This is a genomic window from Rheinheimera oceanensis (genome assembly GCF_018831085.1).
Lineage (GTDB): Bacteria > Pseudomonadota > Gammaproteobacteria > Enterobacterales > Alteromonadaceae > Alishewanella > Alishewanella oceanensis.
This window is the reverse complement of record NZ_JAGPNM010000006.1, coordinates 14971-41400: the sequence shown is the minus strand read 5'-3', so window position 1 is coordinate 41400 and position 26430 is coordinate 14971. Positions and strand designations below refer to the sequence as shown.

The window sequence follows — 26430 nt, the reverse complement described above, 5'->3', positions numbered from 1 at the left end:
GTTGCATGAAAAACCCTGTATACACTGAATATAAACGTAGTAGCCTGCTGGGTGTGCTACTGGTGCTGGCGTTGTCGTTATTGGGAGCAACCGGGCACTACCTGCTGACTATTGACAGTAAAGTGGTGCACAGCAAAAGCCAGCTGGATAATGCAGTAAAGCAACTGGACAGCACTTTGTTACCATTGATGGGGTTTGCTGAAGCATTGCGCCGTAATGCACAGATCAAACTACAGTTACCTGCGATACAAAACGATAATAGTTTGCCGGTGTTATCTATTGTCACAGCCGATAGCGAGCAGTTGCCGTTATACAGTGAAAATGCGGCGCTTAACCTGGAGTTGCAAATGTTGCTGCGGTTGCAGCCATATTTTGAGCTGGCCGGCGAAACACAACCGGTTGTTAAAGGGCTGTATTATTTTTCAGAGCAGGGCTTTGCATATAATGGTGCGGTTAAATGGCCGGATTATCTGACAGAGCAGTTGTTAAAATGGCGACATAACACCACGCAAACGTTAAGCTTTGAGCGCGACTTAGTGTTTTATTCGCATTTTTCGCCACAACAGGCAGCAATGGTGGTGCCGCTAAGTTATCAGGATAAAAAGCTGGGCAGCTTTTTGTACATACTGGCAACTGACTCTTTGCTGGCACCGGTACACGGCCAGTATCCGCAGTTGGATTTTATGTTGCTGGATCAGTCTGGCGAGCTGGTGGGTGGTGCAACTAATATCAAACGGCCGCAGCGTGCCGATGAGCATATGCTGCAAGTGCAGCGTTTAAGCAGCACACCCTGGTCACTGGCGGTACTGGAGCATAAAACTAATGTGTTTGCGGCAGGGCTAAAAACTTTTTTCTGGCACTGGCTGGGATATTTATTGCTGCTGAGCACCCTGCTAGTGGTATTACAGTGGCGTTATAAAAAGCGCACCTTATCCGCAGTGGGCCGTTTAATTGTGCATATTGACCGGCTGGCCGCAGGCCAGGCACACGGTGTGCGGCATATTCCGCAGGGCTGGGCCGAAGTATTTGACAAGGTGTATCAGCTGGATGACAGAAAAAAACCGGATTCAGAGTAAACGGTAACCAAACTGGCCGCTGCGGGTATACATAATATAGCTTTGGCTGATCTGACCGGGGGGCAACAGTGCCGGGCCGGTAGGGTCGGCCAGCAGATACTCTTTACCCTCGATGATCACTTTTTCGTCCATGGCACTGCCCGGTAATTGTGCTGCCAGCATGGCGTGCTGTGGCAGGTACACTATGGCAAGTTTTACATCTGGCAGCAGCAGGCGGATAAGCGCAGCAAGTAGTACCGTCTTGCTGTCGCAGTCGCCACGGTTTTCCTGCAATACTCTTAGTGGCGGGCTAAAAGTGCTGCCAGTGGAGTTTTGCCGGTCAGATAAATCCTGATAGGGCAACTGCTGCAGCCAACTGCTGATATATGCCAGTGTATCCCGGGCGGCGGTGTTCACCAGCTTATCGTGTAAGGCTGTGGCTACCGGCAACAGGTCATTCAGGCTTTCCTGCATCAGCCGCTGGTGGTCCGGCACAATAACGGGCCCGCTCCAGGGCAGGCTTAGTTGATAATAATAAGCCTGCTGCAGGTAGAACTGGCTGCGTTCAGCCGTTAGCCGGGTTAATTCCTGTTGCAATTGTGGTAGCTGAGTTTTATCAGCACTGACTATCTGATAACGCAATGCATTGCTGTCTGGCTGGCGCTGCAAACGGGTGTTAGGGTATTTCGCCATATGCAGTTGCAGATCCCGCCACAAATACTGTTGCATAACGTTAGTCTGAAAACGGCGGAATTGACGGAAATGATTACTTAATGTCGTTTGTGCAACGCTAAAGTTCAGTTGCTGTGGCTGCCCCGCCACACTGAAATTGTAGTGAAAATGTGTCTGGCCATCGTCCTGTTGCAGGGAAAAACGCAACGTATCTGCCGCCAGTATTGGCGGCAGCAGTAAAAAAAACAGTAGCGTAAATTTCATTCAGCTCCAGTGACGTAACGCCCGATAACGTTGCCCAGACAACAAGCATAATACCAGCAACAGCAAGATACCAGTGGCGCCGCCAGATGCTTCAACCGTTACGCTGCTGCGAATGTAGCTGTCTCTGTTGTAATCCTCCAGTGGAATGTAATCAAGGTTGGCATCGTCAAAGCCGGATATCTCTGCCAGCAGGTAGCCGGTTGTTGCATCAAACAGCCTTATAGTCAGCAGATACTCATCCGGTGCAAAGCGGTTTTCCAGCACCGTATCAATTGCCAGCCAGTCATCGGGGCTTTGTCTGTACAATTCAAATACACTGCTGGTGTAATATACCCGCTCATCGCCGTAGCTTGGCAGCAGGGTAAACTCAGCAAATACCTGCTGATAGGGTAATGAGGTATCGGCATCAAGTTCAACTTCCAGCCTGTGGTAATAACCATTAGCATTGAGATCGCCGCTGATAAACACATCAACGCTATGAAACCAGACATGGCTCTGATAAGCCTGGGTTGTTACTTTGCTATCTTTTACGCTTTTTAATTGTGGTTTATGTTCACTGCGCCGCTCGGTAGTACTGCTATCGGTTGTGCTGGCGATTGCAGGCACAGCAAGCCATAACAGCAGGCAACTTAGCAGGCTAAAGCTGATATTTTTCATAACGGTATCTCCTTATGCTTTGTTACTATTACAGGCTGGCGGGATGAATTTTGGCTGAACTTCAACGTAAAGGATGTGTAAAGCAATGAGACTGGTTCGTACTGTAGTGGCACAGAGCAGCATAAATGCTATTGATTTGCTTAGCCTGCACGTGCCTGAGCTGTCAAAAGGCCGGTTGAAAGACGCTATGAGTAAAGGCGCTGTGCTGCTAAGCGGTAAACCACAAAAACGGCTGCGTCGCGCGCAAACAGCCTTACAAGCAGGGCAACAGCTGCAATTGCATTATGATGATGATTTATTACAGCGTAGCTGTGAGCCGGCGCAGCTGATAAGTGATCAGCAGCAGTACAGCCTGTGGTTTAAACCGGCAGGTATGTTGTCGCAGGGCAACGAGTGGGGCGATCATTTGTCATTACTGCGTGCGGTTGAGCAACATTTTGCGGCAAAACGCCAGGTGTTTTTACTGCACCGGCTGGACCGTGAAGCCAGTGGTGTGGTTATTGTTGCCCACAGTAAAAATGCGGCTGCAGCATTTAGCAAGCTGATTGCCGGGCATAAGATCAGCAAGCAATATGTTATCCGGGTTATGGGTCAGTTATCCGATAGCTTATTGCAGCAGGGCGAAATCAGTTTGCCACTGGATGACAAAGCCTGCCTTACCCGTTTTAAACTGTTGCAATTTGACACGGCAACGCAACAAAGCTGGCTGGAAGTTGATCTTATCAGCGGCCGTAAGCATCAGATCCGGCGGCATTTTGCCGCAGTTGGCCACCCGGTAATGGGTGATCCGCAGTACGGTCAGGGCAATAAAGATAGTACCGGGCTGGCGTTACAGGCCGTTAAGCTTAGTTTTAGCTGCCCGCTGCGGCATAAAAGCCAGAGTTTTAGTGTGCCACCACAACTCAGGTTACACGGGGCAAACCGGGAATAACCGGTGAGCGGCTCAGGTTAACTCGTCGGCAATACTGGCGGGCAACTGCGTGTTATTGCAGCTAAGTTCAATATTGCCCAGCCGGATCGCATTGAGTAAGTCTTGCCGCACCATATTGCTGTGCCATTCACAGGCTCTGGCCGTTTTACTGTGTAATGCCAGTAACCAAAGCTGCTGCTGTGGCGGCAAAGTAGCTGCCAGTGCCCAGCTTAGCCAGAAGGCTTCAGGCAGGGTGTTAAGTTCAGCCAGTTGCCAGGGAGTATCTGATAATTGCTGCAATGCCAGCCGTAAACTGATAAAGGGCTGGCTGGTAAAACGTTCCGGCAGTAAAGCCTGTAGCTGTGCTGACAGCTGTTGTTGCAACGCTTTGGCCATATTGTCATCGGTATGCAAAGCCAGCCATAGCACATCATCGTTAACACAACTGGCGGTTAGCTGACTGCATTTCAGTTGTTGCATAAAAGTGTGCACTGCCTGCTGTAAGCGTTGTTCACCAAATTGTAATTTCAGCTCTGTCACTGCCGCTGGCGCAAAAGCCAGAAGGTGTAACGGGGTTTTTGCTGCCTGATGTTGTACGCGCTGACAAAAGTTATGCCAGCCGGGAGAGGTGAGTTTTACCGTATTTTGAACTACAGGTTTACGCCATTTCCACCAAATTACAGCGCACACCGCCACTAGCGACAACAGCAGTATTACCAGCGCCAGCAACTGGCTATAGCGTTGTTGCTGCTGTAATTGTTGTTGCAGTTGTGCCAGTTCAGTTTGATGTTGGCTGGCTGCTGCCACCTGGTTCAGGCCGTTATTAATTAAATCCAGCTGCAGTTTATTTTGCTCGGTAAATTGCTCAAAACGCAGGCTACTGGCTTGCTGCATGCTGGTGTAAGCCAGTTGCCAGTTGCCCTGATGTGCTGCCAGTTTAGCTAACAGCTCGTTGTAGCGGTATTGTAAGTACGCCGCTGACTGCGGAATGTGCGGCAGCAGCTCTGCTATCAGGCTATTGGCATCGGCGTATTGCTGACGGCGGAACAGTAACTCTGCTAAAGCCAGGCTGCTTTCATGCAGGTAAGTTTGTACGTTTTGCTGGCGGAATAATTGCAAAGCGTTATTAAAATACTGCAATGCCAGCTCATCATCTTGTTGTAGTACTGCCAGCCGGCCAAGGCCCTGCAGCGCCATACCCACCCGGAGTAAGTCATCTTGCTGTCTGGCAAGTGTTAGCACTTCGTTCAGATATTGGCTGGCCTGCTCTGCAGTCGCGGTATCTTCCAGATAAGTTTCGCCGATAAACAGCAGGGTGTGGGTATAGTTGGAGTGGCGCTGTAGTTTCTGATAACGCTCTTTTGCCTGCAGTAAGTGAGCCAGAGCATGTTTGTGATCTTCAATTTTGCGGTATGCCATGCCGAGGCGAAAGTGAATAGAGGCCAGTGCTTCGTCGTCGTCTAACCGGGTGGCCAGTTGCAGCGCCAGATTAAGATTCTGATAAGCCTGATTATAGGCGTTATTTTGTAGTGCCAGCCTACCCAGTGTAATACGGGCTTTAAGTTCAGCCTCAGGCTGTTCTCCGGTTAATGCCAGTGCCAGGCTGCGTTCGGCATAAGGAATGGCTTTTTGCACATGCCCCAGCTGATTATAAGCCTGCGCAAAGCTTTGCAGCACATCGCTGTACAGTTGCAGGCTAAACGGATCGGTTTCGTTTTGCAGTATTAATTCGGCCCGTTCCAACTGGGTAATGGCAATGGCAGTGTCGCGGTATAAAATGCCGTAAATTTGTGCCTTTAATAAGTAAGCCTGAGCCTGTAAATACGGCGGTGCCCGGTTTTGCAGCACGCGCTCAGCGGCATCCATGGCGGTATCTTTATTACGCATGCGCAACTGCGTTAACCCCAGCACCAGCCAGTCTTCACTGCTAAATGAGGCTGTTGGTTGCGACAGCAACTGGTTGCTGACCTGTTCGGCATTGCTGCTGGCCTCATTCAGGCGCAATTGTAAGCGCTCAGAAGCCTGTGCTGTATATGGCAACACTATGTATAGCAAAGCGATGTACAGCAGGGCAGTACGTATTGGCATAATAATAACTGTTTTTATTTTTATCGCAGTTTAGCCTTATTTAGTCCCGGCAGCTACACCTGATGCCTTGGGCTGCCTTGTATAAAGGCCTGAATATTATCAGCCAGTTGTATCACCATGCGCTGGCGGGCCTCAGCACTGGCCCAGGCCATATGGGGGCTGATAAGCAGGTTGGGTAAATTGGCGCGGATCAGTATATTGTCCGGTGGTGGCGGCTCCTGTGTTAACACATCCAGCGCCGCGCCGCCCAAAGTACCGTTTTGCAAAGCGTCAAGCAGTGCTACTTCATCAATCAGGCCGCCACGGGCAGTGTTAATAAGTAAGGCATTAGGCTTAACTGTGGCGAAAACCTCAGCGTTAAACAGCTTGGTAGTGGCTGTTGTCAGCGGGCAGTGTAGCGATATTACGTCGGCCTGTGCCAGGGCGTCGGTAAATGGCACTCTGCCCGGACGGCAGGACGCCGCGCCCGGCTGTTCGGCAATAATCAGCTGCATACCAAATGCCTGTGCCAGCGCCGCACTGGCCTGCCCCAGGGCACCATAGCCGACTACCACAAAGTTTTTATTCGCCAGTTCAGTTACCGGGTAATCCAGCAGACAAAAGTGTTTACTCCGGCTCCAGTTACCTTGCAGCACGGCCTGATGATATTGCTGAACTTTGTTGGTAAGTTGCAGTAAAAGTGCAAAAACATGTTGTGGCACAGCAGTATCGGCATAACCCCGCACATTACAGACAGTAATACCCAACTGGCGGGCCGCTGCAACATCGACATTGTTTACTCCGGTGGCGGCAACGCAAATCAGCTTTAAGCCGGGTAAGGCCTGTAGCATGTCAGCTGTCAGTTCTACCTTGTTCACGATAACAATACTGGCCTGTTGCGAGTGGCTGACTACCTGCTGCGGCGCAGTGTACGGATAACACTGCAGGGTTACAGCGCTGCTGCGTAACGGCGATAAGTCGGCATCGCCCATAGTATCTGCATCAAGAAAAACTATATTATGCATATTAGTGTCCTGTTAAAGCGGCAGGCGTTATTGTTCCGGCGCGTTATACCAGCGCTTTGGCGAGAGGTAAACGGTTCTGCTGCTGAATTATGCTAAAGTCGCATGCAAATACCCCTGTTATCTTATTGTGTGGAACCTGGCTCATGTTTCCAATGCGTTTTCAGCCGTTTATTTTTGCATTTATTATGTCTGGTTTTATGGCATTTCTGATGTCAGGCATTTTGACATTTATTAATCTGGGCTGGTTTGATGCTTTTATCAGTGCCTGGTTTAAAGCCTATTTGTATGCCCATGCCTGTGCTTTTCCGCTGGTATTTATTTTTGCGCCGTTAAGCCGCAAGCTTACGGCAAAACTGGTGAAGGCGGACACCCGTACAGCTTAGTAGCATACAGCTTTATTTCGCTGTCTGGGCATTAAGCCAGTGCGGATGATGGCTGTTATATTGCTGTAACCAGGTTGCAAAGGCTTCGCCATGCAGCGGCCGGGAAAAATAATAACCCTGCACTTTATCGCAACCACATTGCTGCAGTCTGGCCAGCCCTGCCTGGTTTTCCAGGCCTTCAGCGGTAACAACAAAGCCCAGGCTGTGCGCCAGTTGTGTTGTCGCGGCAACTATCAGGGCATCATTGCTGTTATGCTCGATATCTTTGACAAAAGCCCGGTCAATTTTAAGCTCATGCACCGGCAATTGTTTCAGATAGGCCAAAGATGACTGGCCGGTGCCAAAATCGTCAATTGCCAGCGTAATACCCAGGCTACGTATGTGTTGTAGCTGGGTTATTACTGTTGCGGCATCCTGCATAATCGCACTTTCGGTGACTTCCAGTGCTAATGCTGCAGGGCTTAACTGGTATTGTTGCAGCTGGGCATTAATATTGTCGGCTAAGGCCGGGTTTAGCAGATCATGTACCGACAGGTTTACCGCTATTTGCAGGCGCAGCCCCTGTTGCCACCACTTTGCTGTTTGCGCTATGACCTGTTGCAGCATCCAGTCCGAAATCAGGCTGATATTGCCGGAATGCTCAGCCAGACGAATAAACTCGTCAGGGGCAATCAGGCCCAGTTTGGGGTGCTGCCAGCGGATCAGTGCTTCTGCACTGTTGCATTGCTGTGAAGCAAGATCAATTTTGGGCTGGTATACAGCATAAAACTGGCCACTGTGCAGTGCCTCGGGCAGGTCGCGGATCAACATTAGTTCACGCTGGTGGCTTTCATCCTGGCCTTGCAGGTAAATGGCCGTGCGCTGTGGTGCCAGCCGGGCGTTGTCCAGTGCAATATCTACCCGGCGCAGGGCATCATTTACGTTGCTTTGCTGACAGAAAAAATGATACATGCCAATACAGATTTTCAGATTAATTTGCGTGTTGGCTAACTGGTAACCCTCACCCAAAGCCGCCAGCCTGGCGCGCATCTGGCCTTCGGTTAATAAGATATTGTATACCAGCAAAAACTCATCACCCCCCAGCCGGGCCAGCATTACCGGCATTTCCGGGCCCAGTTTTAGCCGTCTGGCCAATTGTTGCAGCAAGATATCGCCATTACTAAACCCCAGTACATCATTAATATGTTTGAACTGCTGAATATTAATTTGCAGCAGGCTGCCATCGCTGCTGGCTAACAGATTTGGCAATAAGCGTTCTACGGCGGTGCGGTTATATAAGCCGGTCAGTGAGTCGTGTTCGGCGTTAAACTGCAACTGTTGTTCGCGCTGGCGGATATCATGCTGCATGGCGCTAAGGGTGCGGCTAAGTAGGGCTACTTCATCGTTACCCCGTACCGGAATAGTTTCATCAAACCCCTGGCCGATGCGCCTGGCAAAGTAGCTTAGCGCTTTTAGGGGTTGGGTAATGCTACGGGCAAAAATAATGCCTGCCAGCAGGGTGAGCGATAACGCCGCACCGAAAATAAGCAGCAGTTGATGGCGAAACTGCTGATAGCTGCTAAGCCAGCGTTGATTAGATAAATGCTGTATTGCCCATAGCTGTTGTTGCTGATCCAGTGGCATAGCCAGCGAAATATAATCTTGCTGCGGGTTACTGTGCTGCACCCCGGCATCGTTGATCAAGGTGTCGAGCAATGCAGGGAGTTGCTGTTGATAAGCGGCATCGAGCGTAGAAGTGTATAACTGATAGCCCTGCGTTTGTGCGGCAACAAAACTGATATCCAGATCGGTTATGCCGCGGATCTGTCTGGCTAAGGTGCTATCAAGCGGAAAACCCATGCCAACCCAGGCAATTAACGCTGGTGCTCTTACCGGGGCCAGTACCAGTTGATAGGGCTGGCCGGCCAAATGCAGAATATCGTTTACCGGCGCTGTGCTGTTGCCCTGTGTTTGTTGAAACAGCGGCGCTATATCGGTGGCTTTAATTGCTGTATCCGAGCTGGCCAGCAAAGCACCGTCGGGTGACAACAGTAAGGTAAGGCTGGCATTAATACGGTTACCATGGTTGGCCAGCACAGATTCTATGGTGTCCTGCTCTGCAGTGGCAACCGCACGGCGAAAGCCAAAGTCAGTAGCCAGAATTTGCACACTGCTGCTTAACTGACTGGCTCTGTTATTCAATGCTTCACGTAGCACTTTACCGGCCACGCTGAGAATGTGTCCGGCCTGTAATTCACTGTCACGTTTCATCGTGCTAAGTGTGGCCAGCCCGGTAGCTGTTGCCAGCAGGCTTAACAATACCAACAGAATCAGTATCAGTTTGGTGCGTAATGAGCTGAATGTCATCAAAGCTTAGCTATGTTTATTAAAGCAACAGTAAAGTTCAGCAAAACTGTACTGCGAACAGCAGTACCAGAACGGAAGAATAAGGCATAATGCTGGATACCAAATTGAAAACTTTATTAACAATAGCAATAAGCCAGAGCTGGCTCAAATAAAAACTGGCAACAAAGTAGCGCTAAAGACGGATAGATATCAAATGAAGACAGGGTTAGGTATACAACTGGCATTGTTACTGCTGATGATTACTTTATATTGCAGCCCTGCTGCCAGCGCAGCTGATATTTGTCAGCAAGCCAGGCAGCAGCAACGGTCTTGCGTAGCATTGGTGCTTGGTGGTGGTGGGGCCCGTGGTGGTGCACATCTGGGTGTTATTGAACAACTGGAGCGCCAGCAAATACCGGTTGATTTGGTGGTGGGTACCAGTATCGGTGCTTTTATTGGTGGTTTGTATGCCAGCGGCCATAGTGCCGGCGAAATTGCGGCCCGGTTGGAAAATACCCCCTGGGCTGATGGTTTTCGTGATCGGGTATACCGTGATGAAATGCCGCTGCGGCGCAAACATAAAAGCGACGACTTACCGGTAAATCTGGATTTGGGGGTATCGGAACAAGGTGTACGCTTACCCAAAGGTATTTTAAGCGGCCAGGCGCTGGCAGAAATTCTGCATGGCACCTTTGGTGCCTTTGCTAACCTGAAGCATTTTGATGATTTACCGGTGCCATTTCGCGCCGTGGCAACCGATTTACTCACTCAGGAAGAAGTTATTCTAAGCGATGGCAGCCTGGTACAGGCTATTCAGGCATCAATGAGCCTTCCCGGTGTCGTGCGGCCGCTGGAGTTAAACGGTAAGTTGCTGGTAGATGGTGGTGTGGTAAACAACCTGCCTATCAGTGTGGCACGACAACTGGGCGTAGACCGTATTATTGCTGTTAGTATTGATTCACCGCTTTTACGCCGCGAACAGATGGAGTCGGCTTTTAGTGTTACAGAGCAACTGACCAGTTTTCTGGTGCGGGCCGGGGTACAACGGCAAATGCAGTTGCTGACTGAACGGGATCTGTTGCTGCAACCGGATCTGGTGAATATCAGCACACTGGATTTTGGCAATATTGCCCAGGCCGTGCAATCAGGGCGGCAAAGTGCCATTCGTTTTGTGCAGGCACTGGCCGATTTCAGCCAGCCGCAAAAAGTCTATCGTGAATGGTTTGGCCGGTTTGCCCAGGCCGATGATGCAGCTATTAAAATTGACCACATAAGCCTGCAAAATGAATCCCGTCTCAGTGATGAGTTGTTACTGGCGCGGCTGGAGTTGCAGCCGGGCGATTTTTATACCGAGCGTAGTATTCGCCGCGGCTTACGCCAGATGTATGGTCTTGACACCTTTGAGCGTGTTACCCAGCACCTTACCGTCGATGACAATGGTGAAACCCTGTTAACAGTGCGGGCCGAAGAAAAAAGCTGGGGGCCGGGTTATATGAATTTCCGCCTGATGTTTGAAGATGATTTTCGTAATAATCATCAGTACCAACTGGCAGCAGGTTATACCCGCAGCAATCTGTCGCCCTGGGGCGCTGAATGGCACTCTGAGCTGGCACTTGGCAGCAACAAATACCTGCATACCGAACTATACTGGCCGCTGGCCGACAGTGGTTTTTATACTGAAGCCAGTTATCGTCACCGGCGTGATACCCAAACACTGCAAGACACTCAGGCGTTATCTGCCGGTGAACTGAAAAACACAGAAAACAGCCTGCTGCTCAGTGCAGGCTGGAATATCTCTGATCATGCCCGCCTGCAATTGGGCTGGGCCCTGCGCGACGGCAAGTACCTGTTGCCCAGCCTGTATGCCAGCCAGTTAGGCAGCGACACGGTAAGCTACCAGCGCCACGGGCCTGACGTACAGTTTATCTGGGATACACTGAACAGCCGCAGTTTCCCGACCCGGGGCATCCGTTTGGCCAGCAACTACCGCTTTCTTAACGACGATGCTATGGGTACAGAGGTATCCAGCAAAAGTAGCAGTACCGAAGTACTGGCCGCGAAAAGCTGGCAGCAGCATACGCTGCGTACCCGCTGGCGATTCGATCATTACAACACCGACGAAGACAGCTTTGCGCTGGAACAGTTTAATCTGGGCGGTTTTCTGAATTTGTCCGGTTACCCGGCCGATTCACTGTTTGGCAGCCAGATCCAGTTTGGCAGTCTGGTGTATTTATACCGGCTGACCGAGCAGAAAATCTCATTTTTTAACGCGCCGCTGTATTTGGGCACCTCGCTGGAGCGGGGCCGGGTACGTAAAGATCTGTTTGGCGCGTCAGGCGGCGCAGACGCTACCAACTGGCTGTGGGCGGGTAGTGTGTTTCTCGGGTGGGATACGCCGCTGGGGCCGTTGTATTTTGGTGTAGGTATGGCCGAGCAGGGCGAGTCTGATTACTCTGATGCGGTGTATTTATCCTTTGGTAAACATTACTGAAACCGGTTAATGCTAAAGGCTTACATATTTGCTCACACTTTGCTGTTGGAATAAAACGCTTTGCCGGTGATAAGCTTGCCACTAAGTTATTAACAGGAAACCTAGATGCAGTTAATCGTTACCGCTATTAATAAAGCTTACAGCTCGGTGCAGGCAGTTAAGAATGTCAGCTTTCATATTAACAGTGGCGAAATCTTTGCCTTGTTAGGCCCAAATGGTGCCGGTAAATCCTCTATTATCCGTATGCTGGTTGGTATGACCAAACCTGACAGCGGCAGCATTATGATCAGTTATCAGGATCAGCATTACGACCATGTGCCGCGCCGCCTGCTGGGGTATCTGCCGGAAGACAGAGGCCTGTACCCGGACAAAAGCATAGAAAAGAACCTGCTGTATCTGGCGCAATTACATGGTTTAAGCAAAAGCAAAGCCCTTACTGAAATGGCGTACTGGCTGGACGTATTTGAACTGACAACACGGCGTCACGACGAGTTAAAACAGTTGTCGAAGGGTAACCAGCAAAAGGTGCAGCTGATCGCAGCTGTATTGCATCAACCCGCGTTGGTAATTCTGGACGAACCTTTCTCCGGGCTTGATCCGATAAACCAGGAAAAAGTTGTGCTGTTTTTACAGCAACTGAAAGCCAAAGGTATGACGGTGATCTTAAGTGCCCACCAGATGGCAATGGTAGAAAAGCTGGCCGACCATATGCTGCTGATGGCACAGGGCCAGGTTGTACTGGCCGGAACCTTGCAGCAAATTCAGCAGCAAAGCCAGAATCAGCGTCAGATGAAGGTAGGCTTTAGCAGCGAGATAAACATGGCGCAGTTAGAGCAACTGGACGTCATAGTCAGTGTACAACAACTGCAGGCGCGGCATTATCTGCTTACGCTGGCAGAGCAGGCTAAGGTGTCAGATTGTCTGAAGCAGCTACTGCAATACGGCGAGCTGACTCAGGTAGAAATGCAGTCGGCCGATTTACATCAGCTATATCTGGCGGCAATGGCCAGGCATCAACCGGAGGCTGCAGCATGATATCGCGGCAAAGTTTAATTGTGGCCAGGTGGGAGTTTCTGCGGTTTTTTAAATGGAAACAGCAACTGGTGTCGTATTTGCTGATGCTGGCTGTTATTGCGGCTATAGCGCTGTGGAGTTTTTTCACCGATGAGAGCCAGCAGCAATACCGCATTGCGGTACCACAAGAACTGCAAATAACCAACACGGAGCAATTTCAGTTTCAGCGCCCCGGCATAGCACTGGAAACACAACTTATGCAGATGCAAAGTGATGGCTCCTGGCATGCAGTAATCAGCCTGAATGAGGGGCAACTGGTCGTGCATACGCTTACCGGTAAAAAATGGCTGCAACAGCTGGATGAGGTACTGCAAAAACATTACCGGCATCTGGCAGCACAACAAATGGGGCTGGACGCCGCACAACTGCTTGCGCTGGAGCAACCGGTAGAAATAGAAACCCGTTATCTGGATCAAGCCTACAAAGGTAAAGACACGCCCGAAAAAATGATTGCCATCGGTGCGTTAATTTTGCTGTTTGTCGGTTTAAGTACCGCCTTTGGCCAGGTGCTGGTAAGCATTACCGGTGAAAAACAGCAGCGCGTGACCGAGCAGCTTTACGCCATAGTAACGCCCCAGCAATGGATGGATGGCAAGGTGCTGGGGCATAGTTTCAGTGCCCTTAAAGCTATGCTTACCTCGGCTTTGGTTATGTTGCTGTCATTTGCTGTGGTTAGCCTGTTTGCAAAAAAAGCGGTTGATTTAAGCTGGCTGGATATCAGTGTGGTGCTGTGGCTTGTTCCGTTTGCGTTGTTGGGCGTAGTGCTGTGCGCCAGCTTTATGGGTGCGATAGCCGCATCAATTGATGATCCGAACAACAGCGGTAAAAGTGCGGTAATGATGATTACCTGGCTGCCAATGATACTAACCTTTATTGTTATCGACAGCCCGGCTGGTATGGGGATGACCCTGCTTAGCTTTATACCGCTAACCTCTTTTGCTGCCATGCCGGTAAAAATGGCCATGGTAACAGTGCCCTGGTGGCAACCGTTGCTGTCGCTACTGTTACTGCTGGCTACCGTTTACTGGATGCGCCGCGTTGCCGGCCGGGTGTTTTTACGCGGCATGCAAATGTACGGTAAAGAACCCTCATGGGGCGATATAGTGCGTTGGGCGCTGAGTAATAAAGCTGATTAATCAGTTTGCCGACAGGGCGCGCTCAACATCAATACCAATGCTGAGCGCACCAATGTGGTGGCTTTGTGCATCAGCCAGCGGCACGCTGAGTTTTACCTGAAAACGCCGGGTAGACTGATCATATTCCACCACATCGATAAAATAGTCACTTTGCTGGCCAAATACGCTGAGAAATGGCGTTTCATCACCTTGCCAGTAATCTGTTGTGATTGCGCTGATAGCGACATTGGCCCCCTGGTTATCCATCAGGATCACTTCCGTAACCAGGCCGCTGTAGCTGTCTTGCCAGTGGCGCAGTTGGACTGAAGCTTTAGTTTGCAATAGCTGATGTGCCAGGTGGTTTTCGTTTTGCCCTTGCAGTACTTCTTGCTGCCACAGGGTGTCTTGCTGGCGGATTTCTGCCAGTGTTGCCGCTGCTCTGTTTTGCCGTTGTACTGCGTCTAGCAAGGTTCTGTCGCGGGCCAGTTGTTGTACGCTGCCAAGCAATAAGGCGAGAATTTGCTGTTGTTCGCTCTGCGCCAGCGCAAAAGGCGCAGAAGCACATAAATGCACAGCAGCATTAAAGTGGCGCATAAAGCCCGGTTTTTGTTGTAAGCGCAACTGCGAAAAATATACGCCCAGCGGCACATAACGGAAAAAGCGTTGTTCAAATTGATCCGCCGGCATTTTTAACCGGCTGGCGGTATGGGTAAACTCTTCCAGATCGGCCAGCACTGCATCAATACGGCCTATTGCCAATAGTTGCACCAACTGGGCAATGTCACTGACTTCTACTTCCAGTTTGTAGTTCTGGCTGTTAAACCAGTCGGCCTGATGGCTGCCCAAAATAGCGCCATAGCGCGTTTTGCTGCTGTTTGGTCCGCTATGGCGCGGATGCCAGAACCAGTACCAGTTTTCCAGAAACAACGGCGCCGACAAGACGGCATGATCATTCATTTCATCGTTGGGAATAGCTGTAAAGTAGCCGTCAATACGGCCCATTTTTACTTCTTGTTTGGCCCGGCGCCAGGGCATGGGTAATAACTTATATGGCTGCTGGGTTTGTTGCATAATGCAGTTAATTTGCTGATGGCTACTGCTGGCACTGTTAGCTGGCACATTGGTGCCCAGCAGCACCGCACCGCCAACGTCAGAAGCTAGTAGTAAGGTGCTGAGTGACAACGCTAAGAACATATTGATGATCCACAGTGTCTTGTCGCAGGCATCAAGTATAGCAGCCAGTTAACCGGCCAGGGGTTGAACTTCAGCGTAGCCACCCACACTAAGGCTGTATACTGGGGCGCAAACGCCTGAATTGAGGTAATTATGTTTTCATCGTTTAAACAACAGGGTAGCCAGTGGCAGCAAATGTTTGCCCGGCGCCAGAGTGCAGGCCCGTTGCAGCGTTTGCTGGCCTGGTTAATACTGGGGCTGATGTTGCTGGCCGGTGCGGCTATTCTGGTGTTTATGCTGTTACTCAGCTGGATTCTAATTCCGATACTGCTGTTTCGCCACCGCGCTAAAATTAAAGCCTGGCAGCAACGCCAGCAAGCTGGCGCAGGCAATACAGGCCAGTCGACCGAACAACCACGCAGTGTAATCGAAGGCGAAGTGCTGCGTAAGCGTGAAGATTAACCGGCTGAAGTTGTTAAGTAAGTTGTTAAGTCTCGCTAACCGGTTCTTCTTAATCAGGTGTTAAAGCTGGGTTATTCGCCACACACCGCCAGCTTGGCCTGAATATAGTCACCGTGGCGGATAAACAATAAGTCGGCAATTTTACGCAGCATAGCTTCTTCGTTCGGGTCCAGCACACCGTCGGCGTAGGCCTGCTGCCATAAGCTATCCAGTAGCGTCAGCCTGGCTTCATAACTCAATTGTTTTAACTGCGCGGTAAACTGGTGCAGCGAGGTGGCGTCCTTGGCCTGCTGCTCAGCCAGAGCCACTACTGCTTTAGTGTCGGCCCCAGACAAGTTAAATTCACGTTTAACGTACTGCTCTGCCAACGCCAGTTCTTCATTACTGCTGCTAAAATCGGCATGTGCCACCATCAGCATTAACGACACACATGCCAGCTCAGCTTCTGTCAGGCCATAGGTCGTTTTGCTGGCGGCCGGGGCAGACAAGCCATCATTAACTTTATCAAGCAAGGTTTTAAATAACTGAAACATTGAATGTCCTTTATTGATTACCGCCATTAGAGGTTATTGCCGGCGCAAAGTTCTGCTATGGTGCCTGCTAGGCTAAAGCTTGCCGAACTTGAAAAACTATCTAAAACACCACATTAAGCCAGTAGCAATAAACTTGCAGCATAGTGCTGGCAGCATACCGTTGCCTGAGTCTGAGGTGAAGCTTGGCTATCCTGATTACAGTGTTACTGGGCGCAGCGATCATTGCGCTGGTGCTATTATCGCCTTACTGGCAGCGTTATAAACGCAAACAATTGATGGCCAAACCCTTTCCGGCGCCCTGGCGTGATATTTTAAAACGCCGCCTGCCTTATTTTCGTGCCTTACCGGCCGATTTACAGCTGCAGCTGAAAAAACATATCCAGGTATTTGTTGCCGAAAAACAGTTTATCGGCTGTGAAGGTTTAACCGTTACCGATGAAATGCGCGTAACCATAGCCGCGCAGGCCTGCTTATTGCTGCTGAACCGGCCGGATTACTACTACCCGAAGCTAAAGCAAATTTTACTGTATCCGGCCGCTTTTGTGGTGAGTGGTAATAGTGCTGACAGTGCCGGGGTAATGCATGAGCAGCGCCGGGTATTGTCGGGCGAGTCCTGGGGGCTGGGTAAGGTTATCTTAAGCTGGGCCGACACGCTAAACGGTGCTGCCAACCCTTGTGATGGCCGCAATGTGGTGATCCATGAATTTGCTCATCAGCTGGATCAGGAAAAAGGCGTTGCCAACGGTGCGCCACTGCTTGAGCGCAGCAGCGACTATCAGCAGTGGTCTGGTATTATGGCAACTGAATTCAACACGCTGCAGTTGCAAGCTACAAGGGGGGAGAGCAGTTTATTTGATCATTATGGTGCTACTAATCCGGCGGAGTTTTTTGCCGTAATCAGTGAAGTATTCTTTGAACAGCCGCAGCAGCTATCTGCGCTGCACCCACAACTGTATCAGCAGTTAAGCCGGTTTTACCGGCTTAACCCGCTTAGCTGGCACTAAACAAAAAAGTGATCTGAACAGCGCTTTACGGCATACTCCTACCTTATTAAGAATTATTCTTATTTGATCGGAGTGCGTTATGCGTTGGTTAATAGCAACAGCGTTGCTTTGCAATACCCTGTCAGTAATGGTGCAGGCTCAGGAGTCAGTGCCGGTGCGGGTAGCTATGCCGCAGGAAAAGGGCCTGTCAGAGCAACTGGTACTCAGTGGTAGTTTAACAGCGCAGCAGAATGCCAGTTTGTCCAGCCGCACGGCCGGTTTAGTGGCTGAATTGCTGGTAGATGCCGGCAGCGCGGTTAACAAAGGCCAGCCGTTACTTAAACTGGACACCGCTCTGGCACAGCATGAGCTGGCACAGCGCCAGGCCGCATTAATTGCCGCTCAGGTGTTACAAACCGAACGCAAGCGCCTGGTAACTGAAGCAGAAAAACTGACCGAGCAACAACTCTTTCCGCAAACTGAATTAAGCCTGCGCCGGGCCGCACTGGCCGAGGCCGAGGCCATGTTGCAACAGGCTAAAGCCGGGCAGCAGCAACAGCAGGAAATTGTCGCCCGCCATACTCTTACCGCGCCCTTTGCCGGTGTTATAGCCCAGCGCACCACTGACGTAGGGGAATGGGTGGCGTTGGGTACGCCGGTGCTACAGCTGGTAAGCCTTACGCCACTATTGCTGGATGTACAGGTACCGCAGGAATATTTTGCTGCCATGTCGGCACTGCGCCGCATTGAAGTGCGCGCCGATATGCTGCCTGGTGACAAACTGAGTGCAAAATTACTGGCAACGGTACCGGTGGGTAGCAGCAGTGCCCGTAGTTTTCTGGCCCGGCTTGAAGTAACAGACGAGCAGCAGGCATTATTGCCGGGCACCTCTGCCAGCGCCACTTTTTATTTTGAGCGTGATGACGCCACGGTGCTGGTTGTACCGCCGGATGCGTTACTGCGCCACCCCGACGGTAATTTCAGCCTGTTTGCCATTCGTGATAATAAAGCCTACCGCCATAACGTTAAACTGGGCCGTAACAGTGAGCAGGGGGTAGAAATTTTATCCGGCCTGCCTAAAGGGCAAGCCGTAGTAGTGCGCGGCAATGAAACACTGCGTGACGGCCAGGCCGTGCGTATACTTAGCGACGACAAGGAGTAAGCCATGCTGGAAGCCGGTATTCGCCGTGGCACTATTCTTACCGTAGCGGTATTGATTATATGCGTACTGGGCATTGTGGCAGCATTGCGTATTCCGGTACAGATGATCCCCGACCTTGAAGTGCGCACTATCAGTGTGGTGACCGGCTGGCCCGGTGCCACCCCGCAGGATGTGGAAAAAGAAATTCTGATCGAGCAGGAACGCTACTTACGCACCCTGCCGAATTTAAAGCGCATGGTATCGCGCGCCAGTACCGGCTCGGCAGAGGTAGAGCTGGAGTTTCCGTTTGGGGTAGACGTAAACGAAGCGCTGATCCGTGTCAGCAATGCGCTAAGCCAGGTATCCGCTTACCCGGAAAACGTTGACCAACCCCGCTTATTTAGCAGTTCCTATTCCAGCAATGCCTTTATGTATTTTCGCCTGATGCCACTGAGCGGCAACCCGCTTAAGCTGGACATGGACATGCTGCGCGATTACGCCGAAGACTATGTGCGGCCACAAATGGAGCGGGTGCCGGGCGTGTCAGAAGTAGGTGTTAGCGGTGGTGCCGAGCGCCAGGTACAGGTGTTGGTTGACCCGGCCAGGCTGGCGCAGCGCGGCATTAGCCTGACTGATGTGCGTGACGCCATCCGTGCGCGCAACCGTGACAGCTCGGCCGGTGATATCGACAGTGGTAAGCGCCGTTACCTGCTACGGATGGTGGGCCGTTTTGAGCGTATCGATGAGCTGGAAAACCTTATTCTTAGCCAGCAGGGCGATAATCAGGTGCGGCTGAAAGATGTCGCCACCATAGTGCTGGATCACTTTGAAGTACGTAACCTGTCGTTTGCCGACGGCGAACAAACGCTGGGATTATCGGTGCGGCGTGAACCCGGCTCTAATGTTATTAACATTAAGCAGGGTATGCTGCAGGTGGTAGAGCAAATTAACCGCGATATGCTGGCACCTAACGGCCTGCAACTGATGCTGATAGGCGATGACGTGCGTTATGTTGAAGACTCTATCGCCAATGTCTGGGCTAACCTGGCTTTAGGCGCCTCGCTGGCAACTTTTGTTATGTATCTGTTTTTACGCTCCGGCCGCGCTACGCTTGTGGGCGTGATTGGCATACCCATTTGTACCATAGCGGCTTTTTTAGGCCTGCTGGCGTTTGGCCGCACCATCAATGTTATTTCGCTGGCTGGTGTCGCCTTTGCTATCGGCATGACGGTAGACAACACCATAGTGGTGCTGGAAAGCATTGAGCAGGCACGAAGGCGCGGCCTGGACCGTATTGAAGGCGCCATTGCCGGTGTACGTGATGTCTGGCCAGCGGTGCTGGCTTCTACCCTGACTACTGTACTGGTATTTATGCCAATTTTATTTGTCGAGCAGGAAGCCGGCCAGCTGTACTCCGACATCGCCATTGCCATTGCCGCGGCCATTATTGCTTCTATGCTGGTGGCAGTGTTTGTGGTACCGGCCGCCATTGCCCGGCTGGGGTTTGGTAAAAGTGCGGCTATGCACCAGGACAGCACAGGTGATAACAGCCAGAGCCTGGCACCCGGTGCTATTTTGCGTCTGGTGCAGGTACTTATCCATACCCGGCTGCGCCGTGGCCTGGTATTGGCACTTACCACATTGCTAACACTGGGTGCGGCCTGGTACTTAATGCCTCCGGCAGAATATTTACCCGAGGGCGAAGAGCCAAAAGCGTTTTCGTCAATGATAGCACCGCCCGGCTATAACCTGTCAGAAATGGCAGAGATAGCGAAGGAGATCCGCAGTTATCTTACTGCTCAGGTGAATGCCGATCCGGCACTGTTTGACCGGGGTGAAACCAGCATGCCATCGCTGCAGTATTATTCGCTTAGCGTCTCGGTAGGGCGCATTTGGGTAATGAGCGAGCCCACCCGGGCGCAAGACATTAATGCCATGATGGACGCAATAACAGATAAATTCCGCCAGTATCCCGGTATGCGGGCCTTTTCGGCGCGCGGCTCTATTATCAGCAGCAATGACGGCGGCACCCGCGCGGTGGCGCTGGATATTTCCGGCCCGGATTTAGCCAGTTTATACAGCACTGCAGATGCCGCTTATGTTGCCGCAGGCCGGCTGTTTGATAACCCACAGTTAAGTTCGGAGCCTTCGTCGTTGTCGTTGGATCAGCCGCTGATAGAGATCCGCCCGCGCTGGCAACGTTTAGCCGAGCTTAACTTCAGCGCTGCTGATTTTGGTTTTGCTGTATCGGCACTGAGTGATGGCGCCTTTGTGGATGAGTTTTTCCTGGCAGACGACAAAGTTGATATTTTTCTGTTTAGCAGCGCCGGGGCCGAACAAAGCTTGTCCCGACTGGCGCAAACACCGGTATTAACACCGCAGGGCGCCATATTGCCGCTTAATAGCCTGGCTGATCTGGTTGAGGTAGCTGACAGTGACACCCTGCGCCGGGTAGATGGCCGCCGCACCGTAACCTTGTATATTATTCCGCCGCGTTCGGTTGCGCTGGAAACCGCAGTAGCCATAGTGCAGCAGCAACTGGTACCGCAACTGCAGCGTGATGGCGCGATAGCTGCAGGCGTTACGCTGGATATCTCCGGTGCATCTGATCAACTGGATGAAACCAAAGCTGCACTGGGCAGCAACTTTGTTATCGCTATTGTATTAATTTACCTGTTGCTGGTGGCCATTTTTACCCACTGGGGTTACCCGCTGTTTATTCTGGCTACCGTGCCGCTGGGGCTGGCCGGGGCCCTGGTTGGCCTGACGGCAGTTAACGGCGTAAGCAGTGCTTTGGCACTGGTAGGGCTGGGTGGTTTTCATCAGCCGTTTGACATGATCACCATGCTGGGCTTTTTAATTTTGTTGGGTACTGTGGTGAATAACCCGATTTTAATTGTCGATCAAAGCCGCAATAACCTGCGCGGTGGCCATATGACAATAACCGATGCCGTATTGCAGGCCGTGGCAACACGGCTTAGGCCGATACTTATGTCTACTGCTACCACCATATTTGGTTTGGCACCGTTGGTGTTAATTCCGGGTGAGGGTACCGAGCTGTATCGTGGCGTGGGTATTATTGTGCTCTGTGGTTTGTTGTTTTCTACACTGATCAGCCTGACATTTTTACCGGCGCTATTGGTAACGGTGCTCAACCGTGTTCGGGGAAGAACACAAAGCGGATCACCTGTGCCGCCACCAGGGCAATCATCAGCGGAATAATATAACGGCTGAGTTTGGCGGTTTTTTCGGTGTCGCGGCTGCCGTATTTTTCAGCCAGAGTCACCAGAATAAACAGTGCGGCAAACAACAGGGCTAAAATAGTAATTAAGGTTGTCATGGTGTACTCCGTAGCATGGTTGTGGCAAAGCTTAACCTGTTTAAACTTTAGTTTCAAAAAGGCCCTGCGCCCGCTTCGCGCTAAAATAAGCGCATGCTATGCTGCGCAAAGTTTATAGCTAAGTTAAAGGACAAAACAATGTTATTGGCAGTAGTCGCGTTAATTGCCGGTTTGGCACTGCTGGTATGGAGTGCTGACCGCTTTGTTGATGGTGCAGCCGCCACCGCCCGTTATGCCGGTATGCCGCCGTTATTAATAGGTATGCTTATTGTCGGTTTTGGTACCTCAGCACCGGAAATGGTGGTGTCGGCCATGGCCGCGGCAGACGGCAACCCGGCACTGGCGCTGGGTAATGCTTATGGCTCTAACATTACTAATATCGCGCTTATTCTGGGTTTGGTTGCCCTGCTTAGCCCTGTTGCCGTGCACTCACAGGTGCTGCGCAAAGAGCTGCCTATTTTAATGCTGGTAACCTTATTCGCCGGTTGGTTGCTGTTTGATCATCAGCTAAACAGCTTCGACGCCTGGTGCTTACTTGGCGTCTTTTTTGCGTTAATGGGCTGGTCAATCTGGCAGGGTATGCGTAACCCGCAGGATGCACTGGCCACTGAAATGGACGACGAACTGGCCGCTGCCCAGAGTATGACTTTGAAGCAAGCTATTATCTGGCTGCTGGTAGGTCTGGTGTTGTTAATTGTCGCCTCCCGTATGCTGGTTTATGGTGCCGTGTTTATCGCCCAGGGGCTTGGCGTTAGCGATCTGGTGATTGGTTTAACGGTAGTGGCGATTGGCACCTCGCTGCCTGAACTGGCCTCATCGTTAATGGCGATTAAAAAAGGCGAACACGATATAGCCCTGGGTAATATTATTGGTTCAAATCTGTTTAATACGCTGGCCGTGGTAGGTATTGCCGCCATGATAGAGCCCATGGCAGTTGATGCCGTAGTGCTTACCCGTGACTGGACCTTAATGGCCGTATTAACCGCTGCGATATTTGTTATGGGCTACGGCTATAAAAAGCAGGGCCGCATTAACCGCTTAGAGGGCGGCATTTTGCTGGCAGTATTTATTGCTTACACCGGTTATCTGGTTAGTACTGTTATTGCTTAACATGGCTATTGTTTAACACAAACAGGGGATTAATGGCTGCACCGCGCACAGAACTCGACAGTGGATACTACCTGCAGCACTTTAACGAGCTGCTGCAGTTTGTCGCGGCGCACTATCAGGAGGTATTAACCGCCGATAGCCGGGCCTTACTACAGGATTTTGCTACCTTAAGCACAGCCGCGCAGCAACTGCTGGTACGTATGCTAAACCGCAAAGGCAGTGTATTTGCCGATACCGAGCTTAGCTACAGCGAAATTGGCCCAACCGCACCGGTGCTGGATGAATTAACCGGGGCGGGCTTTACTGCACCGTTAACGGAGGCTGATCTCGCCGATTTCTGGCTGCGTTTATCTAAAGACACCTTATGGCAATTGCTGCAACTGGCGCAAACTGAGTTGGCTGAAACCGGCTTAGCAGATACCATCAGCATAAAGAAAAGCCAAACCAAACCGCAGCTACTGGGCACCGCGTTAAAGTTGCCGGTTAACTGGCTGGCATTAACAGCGCAATTGCCGCAGCGCTATGTGGTGCTGCAACGGCAGGACGCACTTAACTATATTTATTTTCTCTATTTTGGCCGTATCGAGGCCAATTTATCGCTATTTACTCTGCGAGACTTAGGCATCCGCCAAACCGGCCAATTCAAACAACAATTTACTCCACGCTTTACGCAAGCCCCCCAGGCGCTGCTGGCGTATCAGCTGGCCAAAGCCAAACCGGCCATTATTGAGCTTGGCAAGCAGCTTAAAAAACAGCCTGATAATGCTGCCGGGCAGCTAAGCCAGTGGCTTAATACGGTGACACAGTGGCCACTGCCAGACGATAATGTTTTATTGCTAAAACGTAGCGATCGCTGTTATCAGCTGGGTAAGCTGGCCGAGCAGTATAAGCTGAACGATATCGCTATCGCATTTTATCAGCAAAGCAATGGTTTCCCGGCCAGTGAGCGTTTAGCCCGGCTTTACGCCCAAACAGGCGACGAGCAGCGCTGCCAACAGTATTTACAGCAGTTATTAGACGATCCAAGCTGTGACGAAGAATGGTTGTTTGCTGAAGACTTTTACCGGCGTAAGTTTGGTGAAACCATTAGTGGGCGTAAAAGATCGCAGCTTACGCAATTACTGCACGATGCGCCGCTGATAGGCATTGACGAGCTGTATCTGGGGAAAGCCGAGCAAGGTTTAATGGCGCATTATGCGGCTCAGGGGTATACGGTATTTCACGCCGAGAATAACCTCTGGCTGGCGCTATTTGGCCTGTGGCTCTGGCATGAATTATTCGAGCATAATAACAGCGCCCTGCATAACCCGTTTGAGCGCAGGCCACGTAACCTGGCCGCCGGAGGCTTTTATCAGCAGTTTGCCAGCGAGATAGAGCAAAAACTAAACCAGTTGGCCGCACCAGGCGCTGCCAGCACATTGCTTAGCGCCTTAACCGCGCATTACGGCAAAGCCAACAGCCTGTTTTACTGGCATACCGATCTGGCTGAACAGCTATTACCATTACTGCAATACGCCCCCAAAGTGGAAGGTGTAAGCAGCCTGGCAACAATACTGCGCGCCATGGCGCAGGATTTTAGCCGCCATAGCAGCGGTTACCCGGATTTGTTTTTGTGCAAAGATAACCAGCTGCAGTTTATCGAAGTAAAAGCGCCCGGCGATAAAATACAACGCCACCAGTTAGCCCGGCTGTTAGCCCTGCAAAATGCCGGTTTTAATGCCCGTATTGAAAAACTGCAGTGGATAGTCGACCCCAACCGGCTGTATGTGGTGCTGGATGTCGAAACCACCGGCGGCAAAGCGGGGACAGATCGCGTTATCGAAATCGGCGCGGTTAAAGTACAGGCAGGCGAGGTACTGGATACCTTTAGCACTCTGCTAAACCCCGGCCGTTATATCCCATCTTTTATTAGCCGCTTAACTGGTATTAACAGCGCCATGGTGGCCGATGCGCCAACCTTTGCCGATATTGCGGAGCAACTGAGTGCGTTTTTACAAGGTGCGGTATTTGTTGCCCATAACGCCAAGTTCGATTACGGCTTTATCCGCGCCGAATTTGCCCGCTTAGAGCAACCCTTTGATATGCCGCAGCTATGTACCGTAGTTAATATGCGCCGTTATTATCCGGGGCTGCAGTCTTACAGCCTGGGTAAGTTGTGCGAAGAGTTCGACATTAAACTTAATAACCACCACCGGGCGTTGGATGATGCCACGGCAACGGTGGAGTTGTTGAAGCTGATAAATGCCAGACGGTGTACGCCACAACTTGCTACAAAATAAAATTGGTGGAACATGAAAATACATTCCAGAGCTCTGAATGACGATGATTTCAAACAAATGAGAGAGCTTCTGCTCAGAGATGGTGCTAACGAGTGGAATTACATCACCGCCGACAGCATTAACCAACAGTTCGACCTCATTCGCGAAAAAAAAGCATTAGCCGTTCTGGCTGAGGAAAACGCAATCCTGGGTTTTGCTGTGCTGATTTTAAAAAGCGCATGTCCTTCGAAATTAAGTAAATACTCTGAGTTATCATCGATTGCCTATATCGGTGATGTGGTAGTTAGCCTAACGCTTAGTGGTAAGGGAATTGGCAGTAAGCTATTGAATAAGTGCGTATGTATCGCGCGTGAAGAACAGTGCCATAAAGTATATATTGAGCGACACGAAGAAAATTTGGCCTCCGCTGGCATGATGCGAAAAGCCGGGTTTGAACAGGTAGAAACCTTCTATGATCCTGATAAAAGGTTTGTGGGGTCAAGAAAAACGTCGGTGCTGGTAAAAGACATATAACGCCCGTTTTAAAATCAATAGGGTCAGAAATCAATAGGGTCAGTGACATTGATTTGGTGTAGGCAAAAATGACTAACAGAAATATTAATGTTACTGACGTCATCCTGGCCCCATATCTATCCCCATCAAAGTAAAAGGAGGGCGTGTGCACCCGGAGTTCTGGCAGGAAAAATGGCAAAAAAGACAGATTGCGTTTCATCAGGCGGCAGCCAATCCTTTGCTGATAAGGTGGTTTAATCAGCTGGCACTCGCACCCGGCGCCACTGTTTTTCTGCCACTGTGCGGTAAAAGCCTCGATATACACTGGCTACTGGCGCAGGGTTATCGGGTCGTTGGCGCCGAGTTAAGCGAAATGGCGGTGCAAGAACTGTTTGCTGAGCTGGAGCTAACAGCCACCGTTAGTAGCGTGGGTAACTTGCTGCATTATCAAGCTGACAAGCTGCAGGTGTTTGTCGGCGATATTTTTCAGTTGTCAGAAAACACCCTGGGCCCGGTTGCCGCCACATATGACCGGGCAGCGCTGGTAGCCTTGCCTGACGCTATGCGACAGCGCTATACACAGCACTTGATAACCATCAGCCAAAGTGCGCCACAACTGGTTATTTGCTTTGAGTATGATCAAGCGCAGTTGCCAGGGCCGCCGTTTTCTGTTGATAGCCTGGAGATGCATCAACTCTACAGCAGTGTTTATAGCCTTAACTGCCTGGAAAAACTCGACGTACCCGGTGGGTTAAAACGCAAGTGCCAGGCTACTGAGATTGGTTGGCTTTTGAGGCCAATAAAGCCAGAGCAAAACTAAATTATGCTGAGGTATCTGGTTTAATTTTTATCTGACCCTAATAATTGATAAATATAAGG

General features: G+C 50.8%; 22 protein-coding genes. 14 read left to right on the top strand and 8 right to left on the bottom strand.

Annotated features, from left to right (window positions below; genetic code table 11):
* Positions 1 to 5: 5 nt before the first annotated feature.
* The gene (locus J3B89_RS13745; protein ID WP_215398186.1) at positions 6 to 1076 is read left to right on the top strand and encodes a hypothetical protein; all 1071 of its coding nucleotides are present in this window, start codon (positions 6 to 8) and stop codon (positions 1074 to 1076) included.
* Here the strand turns inward: J3B89_RS13745 and J3B89_RS13740 are convergent.
* Both J3B89_RS13740 and J3B89_RS13735 read right to left on the bottom strand, forming a co-directional pair.
* Positions 1068 to 1991 (bottom strand): hypothetical protein, encoded by a 924-nt coding sequence (locus J3B89_RS13740; RefSeq protein ID WP_215398185.1) that lies wholly within the window; start codon positions 1989 to 1991, stop codon positions 1068 to 1070. The genes J3B89_RS13745 and J3B89_RS13740 overlap by 9 nt on opposite strands.
* Positions 1992 to 2648, bottom strand: a complete 657-nt coding sequence (locus J3B89_RS13735; protein WP_215398184.1) for a choice-of-anchor H family protein — start codon at positions 2646 to 2648, stop codon at positions 1992 to 1994. It lies immediately after the preceding gene.
* An 85-nt stretch (positions 2649 to 2733) separates the two neighbouring features.
* On the opposite strand from J3B89_RS13735, the gene J3B89_RS13730 reads away from it, so the two are divergent.
* Positions 2734 to 3579: an RluA family pseudouridine synthase gene (locus J3B89_RS13730; protein ID WP_215398183.1), complete on the top strand. Its 846-nt coding sequence runs from the start codon at positions 2734 to 2736 to the stop codon at positions 3577 to 3579.
* Between the two features lie 12 nt (positions 3580 to 3591).
* On the opposite strand, the gene J3B89_RS13725 is transcribed toward J3B89_RS13730, so the two are convergent.
* Positions 3592 to 5646, bottom strand: coding sequence for a tetratricopeptide repeat protein (locus J3B89_RS13725; protein ID WP_215398182.1), 2055 nt, complete (start codon positions 5644 to 5646; stop codon positions 3592 to 3594).
* Positions 5647 to 5699: 53 nt separating this feature from the next.
* Positions 5700 to 6650, bottom strand: coding sequence for a D-2-hydroxyacid dehydrogenase (locus J3B89_RS13720; protein WP_215398181.1), 951 nt, complete (start codon positions 6648 to 6650; stop codon positions 5700 to 5702).
* Between the two features lie 143 nt (positions 6651 to 6793).
* Here J3B89_RS13720 and J3B89_RS13715 point away from each other — a divergent pair, with 143 nt between their 5' ends.
* On the top strand, positions 6794 to 7033 hold the full coding sequence (locus J3B89_RS13715; RefSeq protein ID WP_215398180.1) for a DUF2798 domain-containing protein: 240 nt from the start codon (positions 6794 to 6796) through the stop codon (positions 7031 to 7033).
* 12 nt (positions 7034 to 7045) lie between these two features.
* Here the strand turns inward: J3B89_RS13715 and J3B89_RS13710 are convergent, their stop codons facing one another.
* A complete protein-coding gene (locus J3B89_RS13710) occupies positions 7046 to 9379 on the bottom strand; it encodes a putative bifunctional diguanylate cyclase/phosphodiesterase (RefSeq protein WP_215398179.1) in 2334 nt (777 codons plus the stop codon).
* A gap of 193 nt (positions 9380 to 9572) precedes the next feature.
* On the opposite strand from J3B89_RS13710, the gene J3B89_RS13705 reads away from it, so the two are divergent.
* From J3B89_RS13705 to J3B89_RS13695, 3 genes are all read left to right on the top strand, one after another.
* Positions 9573 to 11849 (top strand): patatin-like phospholipase family protein, encoded by a 2277-nt coding sequence (locus J3B89_RS13705; protein ID WP_215398178.1) that lies wholly within the window; start codon positions 9573 to 9575, stop codon positions 11847 to 11849.
* A gap of 105 nt (positions 11850 to 11954) precedes the next feature.
* A complete protein-coding gene (locus J3B89_RS13700; RefSeq protein ID WP_215398177.1) occupies positions 11955 to 12884 on the top strand; it encodes an ABC transporter ATP-binding protein in 930 nt (309 codons plus the stop codon).
* Entirely contained in the window at positions 12881 to 14059 is a 1179-nt protein-coding gene (locus J3B89_RS13695) for an ABC transporter permease (protein WP_215398176.1), read from the top strand. Before J3B89_RS13700 ends, J3B89_RS13695 begins: the two co-directional genes overlap by 4 nt.
* On the opposite strand, the gene J3B89_RS13690 is transcribed toward J3B89_RS13695, so the two are convergent.
* Positions 14060 to 15232, bottom strand: coding sequence for a substrate-binding periplasmic protein (locus J3B89_RS13690; protein ID WP_215398175.1), 1173 nt, complete (start codon positions 15230 to 15232; stop codon positions 14060 to 14062). It abuts the gene before it with no gap.
* 132 nt (positions 15233 to 15364) lie between these two features.
* Here J3B89_RS13690 and J3B89_RS13685 point away from each other — a divergent pair, with 132 nt between their 5' ends.
* Entirely contained in the window at positions 15365 to 15673 is a 309-nt protein-coding gene (locus tag J3B89_RS13685; RefSeq protein WP_215398174.1) for a hypothetical protein, read from the top strand.
* Between the two features lie 71 nt (positions 15674 to 15744).
* Here J3B89_RS13685 and J3B89_RS13680 read toward each other — a convergent pair whose 3' ends face one another.
* On the bottom strand, positions 15745 to 16206 hold the full coding sequence (locus J3B89_RS13680; RefSeq protein WP_215398173.1) for a tellurite resistance TerB family protein: 462 nt from the start codon (positions 16204 to 16206) through the stop codon (positions 15745 to 15747).
* Positions 16207 to 16388: 182 nt separating this feature from the next.
* On the opposite strand from J3B89_RS13680, the gene J3B89_RS13675 reads away from it, so the two are divergent.
* The 3 genes from J3B89_RS13675 (at position 16389) to J3B89_RS13665 (ending at position 21552) form a co-directional block, all read left to right on the top strand.
* Positions 16389 to 17210, top strand: coding sequence for a M90 family metallopeptidase (locus tag J3B89_RS13675; protein WP_215398172.1), 822 nt, complete (start codon positions 16389 to 16391; stop codon positions 17208 to 17210).
* Positions 17211 to 17289: 79 nt separating this feature from the next.
* Complete coding sequence (locus J3B89_RS13670) at positions 17290 to 18351, top strand: efflux RND transporter periplasmic adaptor subunit (RefSeq protein WP_215398171.1); 1062 nt, start codon at positions 17290 to 17292, stop codon at positions 18349 to 18351.
* A gap of 3 nt (positions 18352 to 18354) precedes the next feature.
* On the top strand, positions 18355 to 21552 hold the full coding sequence (locus J3B89_RS13665; protein WP_215398170.1) for an efflux RND transporter permease subunit: 3198 nt from the start codon (positions 18355 to 18357) through the stop codon (positions 21550 to 21552).
* Here J3B89_RS13665 and J3B89_RS13660 read toward each other — a convergent pair.
* Positions 21482 to 21670 carry a hypothetical protein gene (locus tag J3B89_RS13660; protein WP_092796178.1) on the bottom strand — a complete coding sequence of 63 codons (189 nt, stop codon included), beginning with the start codon at positions 21668 to 21670 and terminating at the stop codon, positions 21482 to 21484. The two genes, J3B89_RS13665 and J3B89_RS13660, sit on opposite strands and share 71 nt — an antisense overlap.
* Positions 21671 to 21808: 138 nt before the next feature.
* Here J3B89_RS13660 and J3B89_RS13655 point away from each other — a divergent pair, with 138 nt between their 5' ends.
* The 4 genes from J3B89_RS13655 (at position 21809) to tmpT (ending at position 26371) form a co-directional block, all read left to right on the top strand.
* Complete coding sequence (locus J3B89_RS13655; RefSeq protein ID WP_215398169.1) at positions 21809 to 22780, top strand: calcium/sodium antiporter; 972 nt, start codon at positions 21809 to 21811, stop codon at positions 22778 to 22780.
* Between the two features lie 32 nt (positions 22781 to 22812).
* Positions 22813 to 25059: an exonuclease domain-containing protein gene (locus tag J3B89_RS13650; RefSeq protein ID WP_215398168.1), complete on the top strand. Its 2247-nt coding sequence runs from the start codon at positions 22813 to 22815 to the stop codon at positions 25057 to 25059.
* A gap of 12 nt (positions 25060 to 25071) precedes the next feature.
* Complete coding sequence (locus J3B89_RS13645; RefSeq protein ID WP_215398167.1) at positions 25072 to 25572, top strand: GNAT family N-acetyltransferase; 501 nt, start codon at positions 25072 to 25074, stop codon at positions 25570 to 25572.
* A gap of 145 nt (positions 25573 to 25717) precedes the next feature.
* Positions 25718 to 26371, top strand: a complete 654-nt coding sequence (gene tmpT / locus J3B89_RS13640; protein ID WP_215398166.1) for a thiopurine S-methyltransferase — start codon at positions 25718 to 25720, stop codon at positions 26369 to 26371.
* Positions 26372 to 26430: the final 59 nt, after the last annotated feature.